The following is a 14537-nucleotide window of genomic DNA, read 5'->3' as shown; positions in this document are numbered from 1 at the left end:
GGTACACCCGGTACCAGGACGGCGACGTGCCCGCGGGGGGAGGATCGGGACATGGACAAGCAGGAGCTGGCCGCGTTCCTCCGCGCACGGCGCGAGCGGTTGCGGCCGGAGGACGTCGGGCTCCCGTCGGGGACCCGCCGGCGCACACCCGGGCTGCGCCGCGAGGAGGTCGCGGTCCTCGCCCACATCTCCACCGAGTACTACGTCCGGCTCGAGCAGGCACGAGCCCCTCGGCCCTCCGCCGAGGTGCTGGCCGGCATCGCGGGGACGCTGCGCCTCACCGACGCCGAGTCCGACCACCTCCACCTGCTCGCCGGGACCGCCCGGACACGGACCGCGAGCATCCGGCGTCAGGTGCGGCCGAGCATCCTGGCGGTCGTCGACCGTCTGCCGCTGACCGCTGCGATCGTGCTCGCCGCCGACTTCGAGGTCCTCGCGTGGAACCCCCTGGCCGCCGCGCTCCTGGAGGACTTCGCCCTGCGGGACCGTCGGGGCCGCAACCTCGCCCGGCAGGCCTTCCCCGTCGGCGGGACGGGCGGGGCGTCCGAGCCGCCGTACGGCATCTCCGACGGCGCCGAGTTCCGGCACCAGGTGGTGATGCAGCTGCGGACGACGCTCGCGCAGCATCCGACGGACGTGGAGGTGGTCGCGCTCGTCGACGAGCTCCGGACGGGGAACGCGGAGTTCGCGCGGCTCTGGTCACGACACGACGTGCAGCCGGCTCCGGTGCTCACGAAGACCTTCCACCACCCGTCGGTCGGGCCGGTCACGGTCGACTGCGACAGCCTCGCGCTCGTCGACGGCGACCAGTTCCTCGTGCTCTACACCGCGGCGCCGGGATCCCCCGACGCCGATGCCCTCGCGCTCCTCGGGATGCTCGCCACGCAGACTGCCGAGCGCGGCTGAGCCACGACGGGCCGGCGGTGACGGCGTCGGTGGACGCGGTGCGCACCCGTCGACCCCGCACGTGCGTGTCGTCCTGCGATCGCCTACCATTCGAACACACGTTCGAATCGGGAGGTCGGGATGATGTTGACGCACGAGGTCGCCACGGTGTGGTGGGAGCGCGGGGTGCCGGACCGGATGGTGTGGCGGGACCGACGCTGGCGGGTGAGCGACAGTCCGACGCGACTGACCGCGACGGCGGAGTTCCTGCCGTCGGCGATGACCCACGCGCCGGAGCGCACGGTGGGGTGGCGCTTCCAGGTCAGCGCCGAGGGGGACGCCGTCGTCGTCGACATCGTCCCCGAGGGCGACGGCTGGGTGGTCGCGCGGACCTGGCGCTGATCACGAGCGAGTTCGTCCACCCGGCCCGCCGGTGCTCAGCGGATGAGCGCGTGCGCCAGGCCGCGGACGAGCACCGCGCGTGCACGATCGGTCGACGTGCCGTCCGGGTCACTCCACGCCGCGCGCCCGAGGCCGTCGACCAGGGCGAGCACCGCGTCCGCCGCCACCGCGGTCGGCTCGGCGAGCTCGACTCCGTGCCGCGCGGTCCAGCGGGTGATGCCGGCCGCCACCCCGTCGCGCCAGAGGGCTCGCTCGGCGGCGACGAGCGCGTCGTCACCGTCGAGGGCGGTGCCGCTGACGGCCTCGAGGAGGCGGAAGCGTTCGGGTTCCCGGCGCACCAGGTCCAGGTACGCGGCCACTCCGGCATCGATCGCGTCGGCGAGGTCGTGCCGCGCGTCGGCAGCGGCGAGCACGCGAGGGAGGACGTCCCGTGCCTGGCGTTCGAGGAGCGCGACCACCAGGTTCCACCGCGCGCCGAAGACGTAGTGCACCACTCCGTGCGCCACGCCGGCACGCTCGGCGACCGCCCGCGTGGTGAGGCCGGTCACCCCGTGGTCGCGCACGACGAGGGCAGCCGCGTCGAGGAGCTCGTCACGCCGTTCCCCTCGGGGGCGGTACGACCGCGTCTGCTGGTCCTGCGTCATCACAGGAAGCGTACGGGGCGTCCGCAGGAGTGGTCGGCAAGCTGATCTGGCCAGCTGGCCGAAAGTGGAGGAGTCCCCGTGTCGATCACCGTCCGTCCCGCATCCCCGTCCGAGGTGCCCGCCGCCGCGGCCGTGCTCGCCGAGGCCTTCGCTGCCGACCCCGTCCTCGGTGAGGTCCGACCGCCGCGTCCGGGCGAGGACCGGGTCGTCGTGCTCGGCGCCCTCTTCGCCGCGCTCGTCCGGGCCGTCCCCGAACGCGCCCGGGCGCTCGACGTCGCGGTCGACGAGGGCCGGCTGCTCGGCGCCGCGTTCTGGCAGGCGCCTCGGCCGCACGTCGGCGGCACGCTGGCGTTCGTCCGGCAGGTCCCGGCACTCCTCCGGGTCCTCGGGACCGGCGGTGCCCTCCGCGCGCTGCGGCACCTCCGACGGATGGACCGCGCCCGCCCCGATGCGCCGCACTGGTACCTCGCCGAGATCGGTGTCGCTGCCGCGGCCCGAGGTCAGGGGGTCGGCGGGCTCCTGCTCGACCACGCGCTGCGCCGGGTCGACGCCCTCGCGCAGCACGCGTACCTCGAGTCCTCGACGCCGCAGAACCGCCGGCTCTACCGTCGCCACGGCTTCGGGGACGGTGCGCCGATCACCGGCTTCCGGGCGGCCGCTCCGGTCTCGATGTGGCGACCCGCGGTCGGTTGAGCCGCGACCGACGGACGGACGGGAGGCGCGGTGCCAGCCGGTACCGCGCCTCCCGTCCGTCGGGTGGTGACGTCGGCCGTCAGGCGACCGCGATCTCGTTGGGGACGCCCGGCAGCTCGTCGCTCGACGCGACGACCTCCCCGGTGGTGAGGTCCACCGCGTGGATCTTCCGCTCGGTCGGGTCGGTCACGTACGCGACGTCACCCGCGACCTTCAGTGCGGGGTGGGCGTCCTGCCACTCGGTCGGACCCTCCCAGGCGTCGAGGACGTCGAACGTGTCGATCGGCTCGCCCGTCTGCTCGTCGAAGGTGTGCAGGGCGCCGTCGGAGCCGAGGATCACGGCTTCGTCACCGGGACCACGCGCGATGTCGCGGAAGGTGAAGCCCACACCCTCGGGCATGTCGGCCACGCGGTACTCGCCCGACGCGGCGTCGATGAGTGCGACCTGGTCGAGCAGGTAGCCCTCGCTGTCCGGGTCGTCGTTGTAGTCACCGACGGCCACGGACGAGTCCTCGGTGGTGAACAGGTTGCCGGTGCGGCCGTACTCGGTCGGGGCGTCGATCTTCGTGAAGGCGCCGTCCTGGTACACGAGGGCGCCGTCGGTGCAGCCGAAGACCGCGACCTCGCCCTGCACCGCTCCCTCGCCGTGCACGTTCGGGCACGCCTCGGAGCGGGCCAGCTCCTCGCCGTCCTCGTCGAGCGCGCGGACGCCGGTGCGCTCCTCCTCGGTGCCGATCGTGCTGAGGAGCGTGCCGTCCTCGAGCACGATCGCGACGCCGTGGTGTGCCGCCTCGGACTCCGTGGTCTCCACTTCGGGCAGCGTGGCGCCGTCGAGGTCGTCGTGGTCGAACACCGTGACGTCACCGCTGCCGTCCGCGAAGAGCGCGGTCTTCTCGCCGTGCACGACCGCGTGGCCGCCGGTGTCGGCCGGGAAGACGGCGTCGGTCAGGGCCGGGTCTGCGGCGGTGTCGAGGACCCGGAAGCCCTCGGGCACGGTGACGAGCACGTGGCGGCCGTCCCCGGCGGGGTTCACGCGGGTGAAGCCGTCGATGCTGTCGTCGGCGACGACCCGCAGGTCCTGGTCGAGGGTGAGCAGGCCGCCGTCGTACGTGAGGACGATGCGGTCGCCCTCGGCGGATGCGGCCTCCGTGGTGCGGGTGCCCTCGGCCTCCGCGTCGGCGGGGCCCGTCGAGCAGCCGGTGAGGACGAGGGCTGCGGCGCCGAGCAGGGCTGCGGGCGCGAGCGTGGTGCGCAGAGTTGTCATGCGGTTCACTGTACTGATTCTCATTCTCAATTAGAAATCGACAGGCCGTCGACGATCGCCGCCGTGTTCGACCGCATCATCCCGAGGTAGGTCGAGGCGACGCCGTCCTCGGTCAGCGACTCGGTGGCGAGCGAGCGGATCTCCACGTGCACGTCCACCTCGTCCGCCAGCACCTCGGCCAGCCGTGCGGGCTGCGAGAGGTCGGCGAAGATCGTCGGGACGCCCGCCTCGTCGATCGCCGACGCGAGGTCGCGCAGGTCCGCCGCGCTCGGCGACGCCAGGGTGGTCCCGCTCGGGATGACGGCGCCGACGACCCGGAAGTCGTACCGGTCCGCCAGGTACCCGAACACGTGGTGGTTCGTCACGAGTGCCCGTCGGTCCTCCGGGATGCCCGCGAACGCGTCGGACATGTCCGTGTCGAGCGTGGCCAGCTCGTCGAGGTACGCGTCGGTCCCGCTCGGCTCGACGCCCGCGTCCCGCAGGGCGTCGTCGAGGGCCTCGACGACGTCGACCATGCGTGCGGGGTCGGTCCAGAGGTGCGGATCGGGGCCGCTGTCGTCCTCCGTCGTCCACTCGAGCGCGTCGACGTGCTCGCCGGCCGTGAACACCGGGACACCGTCGGAGGCGGCGGCCTCCACGTGCCGGGCGACGCCCTCCTCGAGCCCGAGCCCGTTCTCGACGACGAGGTCGGCGCTCCGGAGCCGGGCGGCCTCCTGCGCGGAGACCTCGAACGAGTGCGGGTCGGCACCCGCCGGCATGAGGACCATCACGACGGCCGCGTCCCCGACCACCTCGGTGACGACGTCGCCGAGGATGTTCGTCGTCACCGCGACGACCGGGCGGTCCGACCCGGCGGACGAGCACCCCGCCGTCACCGCGACCAGTCCGGCGGCCACGGCCAGCGCGGCGCTGGCGCGGAACCGGCGGGTCACAGTCCGACCTCGGCGAACGCGACGGGCGCCGCGGCCAGGTCGATCGACCGCGCGAGGCGTGCACCGTCCGCGAAGTCGATCTCGTGCACCTGCTGCCCGGAGGCGTCGGCGACGTAGGCGCGCTGGGCGTCGAGCTGCAGGAGCGGCTGCTCGCCCGGGTCGAGCAGCGGTTCGGTGGTGGCGACCGTGCCCGTCGTCGCCGCGATCACCACGACTCGACCCTGGTCGTCCACGCCGACGACGTGCTCGTCCTCGTCGTCGACGGCCGTCACGGCGCGCAGGGGCCGTTCGGTCTCGACGAGTCGCCAGGTGCCCTCGCGGCTGTCGAGCAGCCACGCGCCCCGGTCGCCGGCGAGCCCGGCCACCGTCGGTCGACCCGCGCGGGCGGAGAACTCCGTCGGGCGTGCGGCCCCGTCGGGCAGCGCGACGGTGGTGGTCTCGCCGTACTCGCCGAGGACGACCGCCCCGTCCGAGCAGCCGACCACGGCGCCGGCCCGGGTGACGATGCCGCCCGCGGGGTCGGTGCACGCGGCCTCGGCGCCGCTCGGCTCGCCGTCGGCGTCGAGCACCCGGACGCCGTCGTCGGTGCCCGCGACCAGCTGCTCGCCGAACGGCAGCAGGACGGTCGCGTCGATCCGGACCGTCTCCTCGACGTCACCCTGTCCGAGTGCGGCCCGGTCGAGGACGACGCCCTCGCCGCGCTCCGGCCAGGTGATGGTCGTCATCGTCTCCGACGAGTGCACCTCGACGGGCCCGCCGCCGTCGATCGAGCCCACCACGCGCGGTTCGGCCGCGTAGTAGTGCGTGTGGTCGCCGTGGTCGACGGTCCACGAACCGCCGTCGACGATCGTGGTGCGGTCCTCGGTGCTGCTGACGAGGAACCGTCCGTCGGTCGCGGATTGCTCAGGCGCCTCGACGTCGTCGAGCGCCGTGGTCTCGCCGCTCAGCAGGTCGTGCACCGCCGTCTCGCCGGCGGCGGACACGGCCAGGAGGCGCACCTGCGGCTCCTGCGCCTCGCTCGCGCCCTCGACGTAGCCGTGGGGCTTCGCCGTGCCGGTCGCGTCGTCGGCGGCCGGTCCGGCGGTGCCTCCGGTCGAGCAGGCGGTCAGGCCGAGCGCGAGTCCGGCGGCCACCGCTGCGGTGGTCATGCGTCGCGCCGCGACGCGGCGGGTCGTGGTGGTGGTGGGGTTCGTCATGCTCCCTCTCGTGGTGCTGGTGCTGGTGCTGGTGCTGGTGTGGTCGTGGTCGTCCGCCGCCCCCGGTGCGGCAGCAGGGCGGCGAGGCCGCGGGAGACGGCGACGCCCGCGACGGCGACCGCTGCGATGCTCGCGCCGGCGGCGGTCCCCGCGTGCCAGGAGACGAGCAGGCCGGTGGTGACGGCGGCGCTGCCGATCACCGCGGCGAGGAGCATGGTCGACCCGACCTGCCGGGTCCAGGCCCGGGCCGCGGCGGCGGGCGCGAGCAGGAGCCCGACGACCAGGAGCGTCCCGACCGCGCGGTAGGACGCGACGACCGCGAGCGTGACGAGCCCGACGAGCACGACCTCGGCCAGTCGGGGACGGAGGCCGAGCGTCGCCGCCTTCCGGACGTCGAAGGCGGCCGCGGTGAAGGGCCGGTGGAACGCCGCGGCGAGGACGAGTGCGACGGCGACCGCGACGGCGAGCCCACCGATGTCGGTCCGGGTCACGGCGAGGACGTCGCCGAACAGGATCGCGGTGACGTCGGTGGCGAAGGACCGGGACGAGGACACGATGATGACCCCGAGGGCGAGCATGCCGACGAACAGCAGCCCGATCGAGGTGTCGTACGACAGCCGGGCGCGACGACGGAGTGCGCCGACGCCGACCACCATCACGCCCGCGCTCACGGCCGCTCCGAGCACGGCGGGGATCCCGGTGAGGGTGGCGACCGCGACGCCCGGGAGCATGCCGTGTGCGAGTGCCTCGCCGAGGAACGCCATGCCCCGCACGAGCACCCACGTGCCGACGACCGCGCAGAGGACCGCCGCCAGGGTGCCGCCGACGAGGGCGCGCAGCATGAAGTCGACGGAGAACGGGTCGGTCAGCCAGGTCATGCTGGGAGACGCTACATGAAAACGACTATCGATACTGATAGCGTGCTCAGGTGCTCACCACCGCGGTTCCCCCTGCCCTCGAGGTCACGCACCTCGTCGTCCGACGCGGTGACCGGACGGTGCTCGACGGTCTCGACGCGACGTTCCCCGCCGGGGTCGTCACGGCGCTCACCGGACCCAACGGATCCGGCAAGTCGACGCTGCTCGACGCGCTCGCCGGAGTGGTGACGCCCGTCGGCGGGGCCGTGTCGGGCCTCCCGTCCGGCGGAGTGGCGTACGTGACCCAGGCGGTCCCGCCGTCCGCGCTCCCGCTGACCGTGCGGTCGACCGTCGCGATGGGGCGCTGGCGGGCACGGCCCTGGTGGCGACCGCTCGGACGGGCGGACCACGCGGTCGTCGACGCGCAGCTGGACCGGATGGGCATCACCGACCTCGCCGACCGGCCGCTCGACGAGCTGTCCGGCGGGCAGCGGCAGCGCACGCTCGTCGCCCTCGGTCTCGCGCAGCGCGCGCCGGTCCTGCTCGTCGACGAGCCGACGGCGGGCGTCGACGCCGGGTCGGCGGCCCTCGTGACGGCGGCGCTCGCCGCGGAGGCCGCCGCGGGTGTCGTCGTCGTCCACGCGGCGCACGACCCGGTCGCGATCGCCGCTGCGGACCGGGTCGTGGCCCTGGGCTGACGGCTCCGCCGGGACCGCCGTCAGGCCGACTGATCGAGGGCAGTCCGCGCTGCTGCCACCACCGCCGCGTCCGTGACGGTGTGGCCGGAACCGTCGTCGCCGCTGCCCATCGGGACGCCGTCGTGACCGCCCACGACCGACCGCTTGGCGGAGAGGTGCACCGCGGCGACCCCGGTCGCGACCAGTGCTCCGATGTCCCGCGCGTGGACCCCGGCCCCCGCCATCACCTGCACGGGCCCGGCGGCGTCGACCATGCGCGCGATCGTCGTCGCTCCCGCCGGAGCGCTCGCGGCGCCGCCGGAGGTCAGCACCCGCGTGACGCCGAGGTCGGCGAGCCGCGCGACCGTCGCGACCGGGTCGGCGGCGTGGTCGACCGCGCGGTGCAGGGTGACCTCGGCGTGTGCGGAGACCGAGCGGGTGGCGGCCACGAAGCGGCGGAGGGCGTCCTCGTCGAGGGTCCGGTCCGGGCGCAGGGCACCGACCACCACCCCGGCCGCTCCCGAGCGCAGGACCGTGCGGACCTCCCGCTCCATGAGCGCGAGCTCGTCGTCGTCGTACGTGAAGCCCCCGGGGCGGCAGCGCACCAGGGCGTGCGCCGGGATCCCGGTCTCGTGCGTGGCCTCGACCAGGGCCTGCGAGGGCGTCAGGCCGCCCAGCTCCAGGCCGATGCAGAGCTCGACCCGGTCGGCGCCCCCGTCACGGGCGACCAGGGCCCCGGCGGGCGACGTCACGGCGATCTCGAGGGCGACGGTCATCAGGCGGCTCCGAGGGGTTCGTTCGACGGCGGCACGATGCGCGCGGACAGGTCCGGCGGCGTCGCGAACTCCCGATCGTAGGGGAACAGCGGCCGCTCGATCCGGTGGTGCCCGAGGCGGAGCAGGTCCTGGTCGACCCCTCCCGGAGTGAGCGCCAGCATCCAGTCGGCCGCCATGTCGAAGAGTTCCGGCTCGAGGTAGCCGATCTTCACGACGACGACGTCGGCCCGACGCGGGTCGAGGTCGAGATCGGTGAAGTCGTGCTCGTGGTGGTACGGCTTGCGGAGCGTCGTCAGGATCGCGAAGACGCTGCCGACCTGCAGCACGACCTCGGTCTCGGCGTCCCGGTCGCCGTGCTTGACCGCGTGCACCCGGCCGGTCATCGTGATCGGCCCCGCGTGCACGTCGTCGACCTCGGCGCCCGCCGTCACCGTCACGGTCGCACCGACCCCGGCCGCGACCGCCTCGGCGACGGCGGCCGGGCCGGGGACGCTCGCGTAGATGACGGTGGGGCCGTCAGGGGTGGCGAAGGCCGGGTGTGCGAGCACCTGCGTGAGACCCCAGGTCATGTCACCGGAACCGCCGGCGGTCGGGTTGTCACCGGAGTCCGACACGAAGAACGGACGCGCGGTCCCGGGTGCGAGGGCGGCGGCGAGGCACTCGTCGAAGGAGCCCGTCGGTGCCACGAACACGAAGTCCTCGCGGGCGTCCCAGAACGCTCGGGCCAGGCGCTCGGCGCCCGCGGCCACGACGTCGCGGTCCCACCCGGTGACGACGGTGACGGCACGGTCGCGGGGCTGGTCGGCCCAGGCGTACCCGACCCAGATCGCGGCGTCGAGGACGCCGTCCTCCTGCTCGACCTCCGGTACCTGCCCGTAGATCGACGCCGCGGGCTCGATGCGGGTCGACGTCTGCTCGCCGGGCAGCAGCACCGGGATCGGGATCCACGCCTTCACCGGGCGCTGTCCTCCGACCGGCCTGGTGGCGAGCACGTCGACCAGGTTCCGGACCGCGCGCTCCTTCGTCTCGAGGGCGTCCTCGTGCGGGGCCATGCGGTAGCAGGTGACGAGGTCCACCTGGTGCGCGAGTTCCCGCGTGACGTTGCCGTGCAGGTCCATCGATGCCGACACGATGACGTCCGGCCCGACGACCGCGCGGATGCGGCCGAGCAGGTCGGTCTCGGCGTCGTCGAGCCCCTCGACCACCATCGCGCCGTGGATGTCGTACCAGAGGCCGTCGACCGGCCCGATCGCCGTCAGGCGCGCGACGATCTCGTCGGCGAGTTCCTCGTAGGCCTGCCGGGCGACGACCCCGCCGGGCAGTGCGTGGCCGATGAGCGCCCCGCGGAAGTCGGCTGAGTCCGCGTACGACGCCAGGAACGGGTACCGCGCCACGACCTCGTCACCGCGGTCCGGGTGGAAGGCGGGCGCGAGGGTCCGGGTGGGCGTGAAGGTCGAGGTCTCGATCGCGAGTCCGGCGATCGCGATCACCGGGCGACGTGCGTCCGGAGCGGCGGCGGTGACGGCGGGGTCGGGCACTGGATCAGCATAGGGAGCGGTCACGGAGCCCCGGTGTCGGTGGAAGTGCGGACTGGCGCGGCCCCCGGACGAGGGTCAGGATGACCGCAGTTGCATCCTGCAACGGTGCAGGAGCCAGGAACAGAGGAGTCCCCGTGAAGCACACCCTCGCAGCGGCGTTCGCCGCCGTGGCCGTCGTCGCCGGCGGCGTGTTCGCCGCCACCCCCGCCTCCGCGCTGCCCGCGGGCACCGAGGTCGTCGGCGGTGAGAAGGCACCCACCACCACCTGGGCCGTCCAGCTCGAGGCGTCCGGCGGCACCATCCCGTCCGGGTACGTCAGCAACTGCACCGGCGAGCAGATCAACGCCTCGTGGATCGTCACCGCCCGCCACTGCATCGACGGCATCGGCGCGATGAACGTCTACCACTCGAACTCCACCACGAACCGCGGCACCGCCGTCGCGATCGACCGCGTCAGCGCCGCGCCGGCCGGGGACATCGCGCTCGTGCACCTGCGCAGCACCTACGCGCTGTCGACCTACGCCCCCCTCGATCTGACCGCCGCGGCGAAGTCGAGCGGGACCGGCGTCATCCAGGGTTACGGCCTCCGCGCGAACGCGCAGCAGTCGGACGCGCTGTACCAGGCGACCGTGTCGCTCACGGGTGCGACGCGCGACGCCTACAGCGGCAAGGCGCAGCACGTCACCGGCGTCACCGGAGCGTCGAACCACGGCGACTCCGGCGGCCCGCTCCTGGTCAACGGCAAGGTCGTCGCGGTGTGCTCCACCGGCGACAGCGCCGACCCCGGTGCGGACACGACGGCCGGGTCGAACTACGCACTGCTGTCGCAGTCGTCCTCGTGGATCCGGTCGACGGCGGGCGTCTGACCGACCCGACCCACCGACGGACGGGAGGCTCCCCACCAGCTGGTGGGGAGCCTCCCGTCCGACACGTGGTGACGTCGGCGGCGTGGGTGCTCAGGCGCCGTGTGCCTCCTCGGCGACCGGCTGCCACTCGCGCCACGTCGCGAGCCGCGACTCGTAGTCCTGCTCGGCGATGCCGAGCGGCGCCTTGCCGAAGAAGACGCGCAGCGGCGGCTGCTCGGCGTCGACGACCTTGAGGATCGCCGAGCGGGTCGCCTCGGGCTTGCCCGGGTCCGATGCGGACGGACGCTTCGAGGCGGCCTCGCGGACGTCCGCGTAGGCGTCGAGCTCCTCGCTGTGCTTCGAGGACGGACCGGACCAGTCGGTCGAGAAGCCGCCCGGCTCGACGAGGGTGACGGAGACGCCGAACCCCGAGACCTCCTGCGACAGGGACTGGGACAGGCCCTCGAGCGCCCACTTCGACGCGTGGTACGCGCCGACCGTCGGGAACGCGCTGATGCCGCCGATGCTCGAGACCTGCACGATGTGGCCCGAGCCCTGCTCGCGCATGATCGGCAGTGCCGCCTGCGTGACCCAGAGCGCACCGAAGAAGTTCGTCTCGAGCTGCGCGCGGACCTCGTCCTCGGTGAGCTCCTCGACCATGCCGAAGTGGCCGAAACCCGCGTTGTTCACGACGACGTCGAGCCGTCCGAAGTGCTCCGCGGCCTGCTGCACCGCAGCGGTGTCGGCGGCCTTGTCGGTGACGTCGAGCCGGATCGCCAGGAAGGTGTCCGGGTACTGCTCGACGAGTGCCTGCACGTCGTCGGTGTCCCGGGCAGTGCCCGCGACGGAGTCCCCGCGCTCCAAGGCGGCCTCCGCCCACTCGCGGCCGAAGCCCTTCGATGCTCCGGTGATGAACCAGGTCTTGGCCATTCGCTGCCTCCAGTTGCTGATCGGGTGACCGCGAGCAGGCAACGCCCGTCGCCCGGGTGCGACCTGGGTGCCCGGGTGACAGCGGGGCACAGGAGGGGCGCAGCGGTGTGGACGACCGCCCTCGACCGTGCAGCTGGGGATGACCATCGGGCACGTCCGCCTTCGCACTACCGTCACCCGACATGCGCGTGGGTGTGTACGTCGACGGCTTCAACCTCTACTACGGAGCTCGGGCGCTGAGCGGTGCTGCCCCGGGTTGGCGGTGGCTGGACCCTCGAGCGCTGGCGCAGCGTCTGGTCGACGGACCCGGGGCGGCATGGTCCGGTGAGGTCGAGCGTGTCGTCTACTGCACCGCCCGCATCAGCGGAGCGGGGAACGAGGACGACCAGCGGGACCAGGACACGTACCTGCGCGCGCTCCGCCTGGCCGGGGCCTTGGACGAGCTCACCCTCGGACAGTACGTCACCCGCGTGGCAACGGCGCCGCTCGCCGTGGCGGACCGCCGCGGGCGACCTCGGCTGGTCCGCGCAGACTGGCCGCTGCAGGTGCGGGACACGTCGGACCGGGACGTGCCGTCCGCGTCGTTCATGGTGTCCGTGGCGAGGCGCGAGGAGAAGGGTTCCGACGTCAACGTGGCGTCACATTTGCTGATCGACGTCCTCACCGATCGGGTCGATGCCGTGGTCGTCGTCACCAACGACAGCGACCTCGCCTTCCCGCTCGCGCACGCGCGGACGCTGGTGCCGGTGGGCACCGTCAACCCGACGCCGGGCTTCACGGCGGGCAAGCTCCGGGGCGAACCGGCCGAAGGTGCGGGGGGCCACTGGTGGTGTCGCTTGACAGCGACGGACGTCGCAGCGGTGGTCCTGCCGGAACGGATCGCTCACCTCCGACGCCCTGATGGATGGTGACGGGACTGTGTATCTGGTACATTAGCAGGACACCACCCGGCTCCTCAGGGGCCGGGTCTTCTCTTCCTCGTCCAGGTTCCTTCCTCGAGGGTCTCGAGCCCACCGAACCCACCCGGTGCTGCTGGACCGGCACGGAGCAGCTCGCGAGCACCATGGCCCCATGAGCCAGTACGAGAAGCGCGACCCGAACTCCCTCTACCCGAAGCCGCCGTTCCCGAAGCAGGAGCAGTCGCTGCCGGGTGCCGCGTGGAAGATGGACCCGGAGCCCGACCACGGCGAGCAGAGCTACGTCGGCAAGGAACGGCTGACCGGCTTCCGCGGCATCGTGACCGGTGCCGACTCCGGCATCGGCCGCGCCGCCGCCATCGCGATGTCCCGTGAGGGTGCCGACCTCGTCCTCTCCTACCTGCCCGACGAGCAGGAGGACGCCGAGCAGGTCCGCGACCTCCTCGAGTCCGAGGGGCGCAAGGCCGTCCTCGTCCCCGGGGACATCTCCGACGAGCAGTACTGCAAGGACCTCGTCCAGAAGGCGGTCGACGAACTCGGCGGGCTCGACACCCTCGTCATGGTCGCCGGTCGCATGGACAGCAACGACGACATCCTGTCGCTGACCACCGAGCACTTCGACTCGACGTTCAAGACGAACATCTACTCGCTGTTCTGGCTGACCCAGGCCGCGGTCCCGCACCTCGAGCCCGGCTCGACGATCGTCACCACCGGCTCGATCCAGGCCGCGACGCCGTCACCGGACAAGATCGACTACGCGATCTCGAAGAGCGCCGTGAAGACCTTCACCGAGGCCGTCGCGCAGCAGCTCGCCCCGAAGGGCATCCGTGTCAACTCGGTCGCGCCGGGTCCGGTGTGGACGCCGCTGCAGCCCGGGTCCGACGACGCCGAGACGGTGTCGCACTTCGGCGAGCAGTCGCCGTTCGGCCGCCCCGGCCAGCCGGCCGAGCTCGGAGCCGCGTACGTGCACCTCGTCAGCCCGGAGTCGAGCTACCAGTCCGGCTCGACCATCACGATCGCCGGCGGGACGCCCGCGTTCTAGACGGCGCTGCAGGAGGACGGGAGGCGCGGTGCCAGCTGGCACCGCGCCTCCCGTCTGCGGGTCGTCGCGTCAGCCCTGCGGCGGCGAGTACAGCTGCAGGTCGTTGCCCTCACTGTCCTTGAACGGGATGATCTTGCCCCACGGGTGCTCGCTGACGTCACCCGCGAACTCGACGCCCTTCGACCGCAGGTCGGCGACCTCGTCCTCGATGCTGCCGTCCGGCTGGAACGAGACGACCGCACCGCCGCCGCTCGACGGGCTCGCCGACTCCCGACCGTTCAGGCCGATGCGCAGGCCGTTCGCGTCGATCTCGCTCCAGTCGTCGTCCTCGCTCGCGACCGTCAGGCCGAGCGCGTCGCGGTAGAACGCGACCGCGCGCTGCATGTCACTGACCGGTACCCAGACCGCTGCTACTCCGCTTGCCATGGTGTTCCTCTCGTCGTGCCGTCTCGTACCCGGCCGACGGTAGGTCCCTTGGTTGCGTGCGGGCACAGGCGGGGTGGTGTCCCAGTGCTCGGGTGGCAATGTGGGCCGGGACGACGGGAGCAGGACATGGCTGGTGTGACGCACGTGGTGCTGGTGCAGTGGGACGCAGCGCGGGACGGGGTCGGCGAGCACGCCGTGCAGGCGGATGCGCTCTGCCGTGACCACCTGCCCCGCATCGACGGGGTGGAGTCGGTGCACTCCGGACCGAGCATCAGCACCGAGGGCCTCGAGGGCGGGTTCGACTGGATGCTCACGGTGCGCTTCCGTGACCGCGAGGCGCTCGCCGGGTACCTGCCGCACCCGGAGCACCGTCCGGTCGCCGACCACATCGGCGCCGGCAGCAGCCGCGTCGTCGTGTTCGACGTCGAGGACTGAGCCGGGCTGCTCGTGAGCGTCGAGCTGCAGGGTGAGGGTCGCGACGAAGGTTGTCCTGAGCTACCGTGGAAGCACGAC

17 protein-coding genes are annotated in these 14537 nt (G+C 73.1%); 8 read left to right on the top strand and 9 right to left on the bottom strand.

Features of this window, described 5'->3' with window-relative positions; translation table 11 throughout:
- The first annotated feature begins 51 nt into the window (after positions 1 to 51).
- Entirely contained in the window at positions 52 to 906 is an 855-nt protein-coding gene (locus M3677_RS05745) for a helix-turn-helix transcriptional regulator (protein ID WP_066651538.1), read from the top strand.
- Between the two features lie 120 nt (positions 907 to 1026).
- Positions 1027 to 1287: a hypothetical protein gene (locus M3677_RS05740; protein ID WP_066651540.1), complete on the top strand. Its 261-nt coding sequence runs from the start codon at positions 1027 to 1029 to the stop codon at positions 1285 to 1287.
- 35 nt (positions 1288 to 1322) lie between these two features.
- Here M3677_RS05740 and M3677_RS05735 read toward each other — a convergent pair whose 3' ends face one another.
- Positions 1323 to 1931, bottom strand: a complete 609-nt coding sequence (locus M3677_RS05735; protein ID WP_251160007.1) for a TetR/AcrR family transcriptional regulator — start codon at positions 1929 to 1931, stop codon at positions 1323 to 1325.
- Between the two features lie 78 nt (positions 1932 to 2009).
- On the opposite strand from M3677_RS05735, the gene M3677_RS05730 reads away from it, so the two are divergent.
- Positions 2010 to 2624: a GNAT family N-acetyltransferase gene (locus M3677_RS05730; RefSeq protein ID WP_251154260.1), complete on the top strand. Its 615-nt coding sequence runs from the start codon at positions 2010 to 2012 to the stop codon at positions 2622 to 2624.
- 79 nt (positions 2625 to 2703) lie between these two features.
- On the opposite strand, the gene M3677_RS05725 is transcribed toward M3677_RS05730, so the two are convergent.
- Genes M3677_RS05725 through aztB form a run of 4 tightly spaced genes read right to left on the bottom strand, consistent with a single transcriptional unit; the run spans position 2704 to position 6894 of the window.
- Positions 2704 to 3888 (bottom strand): hypothetical protein, encoded by a 1185-nt coding sequence (locus M3677_RS05725; RefSeq protein ID WP_251160006.1) that lies wholly within the window; start codon positions 3886 to 3888, stop codon positions 2704 to 2706.
- A gap of 26 nt (positions 3889 to 3914) precedes the next feature.
- Positions 3915 to 4790, bottom strand: coding sequence for a metal ABC transporter substrate-binding protein (locus M3677_RS05720; protein WP_251160077.1), 876 nt, complete (start codon positions 4788 to 4790; stop codon positions 3915 to 3917).
- 26 nt (positions 4791 to 4816) lie between these two features.
- Entirely contained in the window at positions 4817 to 6016 is a 1200-nt protein-coding gene (locus M3677_RS05715) for an ABC transporter (RefSeq protein WP_251160005.1), read from the bottom strand.
- Positions 6013 to 6894 carry a zinc ABC transporter permease AztB gene (aztB, locus tag M3677_RS05710; RefSeq protein ID WP_251160004.1) on the bottom strand — a complete coding sequence of 294 codons (882 nt, stop codon included), beginning with the start codon at positions 6892 to 6894 and terminating at the stop codon, positions 6013 to 6015. Before aztB ends, M3677_RS05715 begins: the two co-directional genes overlap by 4 nt.
- Positions 6895 to 6944: 50 nt before the next feature.
- Here aztB and M3677_RS05705 point away from each other — a divergent pair, with 50 nt between their 5' ends.
- On the top strand, positions 6945 to 7571 hold the full coding sequence (locus tag M3677_RS05705; RefSeq protein ID WP_209684508.1) for a metal ABC transporter ATP-binding protein: 627 nt from the start codon (positions 6945 to 6947) through the stop codon (positions 7569 to 7571).
- 20 nt (positions 7572 to 7591) lie between these two features.
- Here M3677_RS05705 and M3677_RS05700 read toward each other — a convergent pair whose 3' ends face one another.
- Positions 7592 to 8326 carry a copper homeostasis protein CutC gene (locus tag M3677_RS05700; RefSeq protein WP_066651553.1) on the bottom strand — a complete coding sequence of 245 codons (735 nt, stop codon included), beginning with the start codon at positions 8324 to 8326 and terminating at the stop codon, positions 7592 to 7594.
- The gene (locus M3677_RS05695; protein WP_066651555.1) at positions 8326 to 9864 is read right to left on the bottom strand and encodes a M81 family metallopeptidase; all 1539 of its coding nucleotides are present in this window, start codon (positions 9862 to 9864) and stop codon (positions 8326 to 8328) included. The genes M3677_RS05700 and M3677_RS05695 overlap by 1 nt, the downstream gene beginning before the upstream one ends.
- A gap of 134 nt (positions 9865 to 9998) precedes the next feature.
- Between M3677_RS05695 and M3677_RS05690 the strand changes: the two genes are divergently transcribed.
- Complete coding sequence (locus M3677_RS05690; RefSeq protein ID WP_251154252.1) at positions 9999 to 10730, top strand: trypsin-like serine protease; 732 nt, start codon at positions 9999 to 10001, stop codon at positions 10728 to 10730.
- A 90-nt stretch (positions 10731 to 10820) separates the two neighbouring features.
- On the opposite strand, the gene M3677_RS05685 is transcribed toward M3677_RS05690, so the two are convergent.
- On the bottom strand, positions 10821 to 11639 hold the full coding sequence (locus M3677_RS05685) for an SDR family oxidoreductase (RefSeq protein ID WP_251160003.1): 819 nt from the start codon (positions 11637 to 11639) through the stop codon (positions 10821 to 10823).
- 182 nt (positions 11640 to 11821) lie between these two features.
- Here M3677_RS05685 and M3677_RS05680 point away from each other — a divergent pair, with 182 nt between their 5' ends.
- Positions 11822 to 12550, top strand: a complete 729-nt coding sequence (locus tag M3677_RS05680; protein WP_251160002.1) for an NYN domain-containing protein — start codon at positions 11822 to 11824, stop codon at positions 12548 to 12550.
- A 160-nt stretch (positions 12551 to 12710) separates the two neighbouring features.
- Entirely contained in the window at positions 12711 to 13598 is an 888-nt protein-coding gene (locus M3677_RS05675; protein WP_066651561.1) for an SDR family oxidoreductase, read from the top strand.
- 69 nt (positions 13599 to 13667) lie between these two features.
- Here M3677_RS05675 and M3677_RS05670 read toward each other — a convergent pair whose 3' ends face one another.
- Positions 13668 to 14024 carry a VOC family protein gene (locus M3677_RS05670; protein ID WP_251160001.1) on the bottom strand — a complete coding sequence of 119 codons (357 nt, stop codon included), beginning with the start codon at positions 14022 to 14024 and terminating at the stop codon, positions 13668 to 13670.
- 126 nt (positions 14025 to 14150) lie between these two features.
- Between M3677_RS05670 and M3677_RS05665 the strand changes: the two genes are divergently transcribed.
- Positions 14151 to 14459: a Dabb family protein gene (locus tag M3677_RS05665; RefSeq protein ID WP_081984546.1), complete on the top strand. Its 309-nt coding sequence runs from the start codon at positions 14151 to 14153 to the stop codon at positions 14457 to 14459.
- The last annotated feature ends 78 nt before the right edge of the window (positions 14460 to 14537 follow it).

Source organism: Curtobacterium sp. P97, assembly GCF_023712445.1.
Taxonomy (GTDB): Bacteria; Actinomycetota; Actinomycetes; order Actinomycetales; family Microbacteriaceae; genus Curtobacterium.
Note: the sequence above shows the minus strand (reverse complement) of the source record. Positions and strands in the feature narration are given on the sequence as shown.

Excerpts from the sequence above, each read along its gene's own strand:
- M3677_RS05745 (WP_066651538.1), top strand. The coding sequence starts at position 52 with ATGGACAAGCAGGAGCTGGCCGCGTTCCTCCGCGCACGGCGCGAGCGG.
- M3677_RS05740 (WP_066651540.1), top strand. The coding sequence starts at position 1,027 with ATGATGTTGACGCACGAGGTCGCCACGGTGTGGTGGGAGCGCGGGGTG.
- M3677_RS05735 (WP_251160007.1), bottom strand. The coding sequence starts at position 1,931 with ATGACGCAGGACCAGCAGACGCGGTCGTACCGCCCCCGAGGGGAACGG.
- M3677_RS05725 (WP_251160006.1), bottom strand. The coding sequence starts at position 3,888 with ATGACAACTCTGCGCACCACGCTCGCGCCCGCAGCCCTGCTCGGCGCC.
- M3677_RS05715 (WP_251160005.1), bottom strand. The coding sequence starts at position 6,016 with ATGACGAACCCCACCACCACCACGACCCGCCGCGTCGCGGCGCGACGC.
- aztB (WP_251160004.1), bottom strand. The coding sequence starts at position 6,894 with ATGACCTGGCTGACCGACCCGTTCTCCGTCGACTTCATGCTGCGCGCC.
- M3677_RS05700 (WP_066651553.1), bottom strand. The coding sequence starts at position 8,326 with ATGACCGTCGCCCTCGAGATCGCCGTGACGTCGCCCGCCGGGGCCCTG.
- M3677_RS05685 (WP_251160003.1), bottom strand. The coding sequence starts at position 11,639 with ATGGCCAAGACCTGGTTCATCACCGGAGCATCGAAGGGCTTCGGCCGC.
- M3677_RS05680 (WP_251160002.1), top strand. The coding sequence starts at position 11,822 with ATGCGCGTGGGTGTGTACGTCGACGGCTTCAACCTCTACTACGGAGCT.
- M3677_RS05675 (WP_066651561.1), top strand. The coding sequence starts at position 12,711 with ATGAGCCAGTACGAGAAGCGCGACCCGAACTCCCTCTACCCGAAGCCG.
- M3677_RS05670 (WP_251160001.1), bottom strand. The coding sequence starts at position 14,024 with ATGGCAAGCGGAGTAGCAGCGGTCTGGGTACCGGTCAGTGACATGCAG.
- M3677_RS05665 (WP_081984546.1), top strand. The coding sequence starts at position 14,151 with ATGGCTGGTGTGACGCACGTGGTGCTGGTGCAGTGGGACGCAGCGCGG.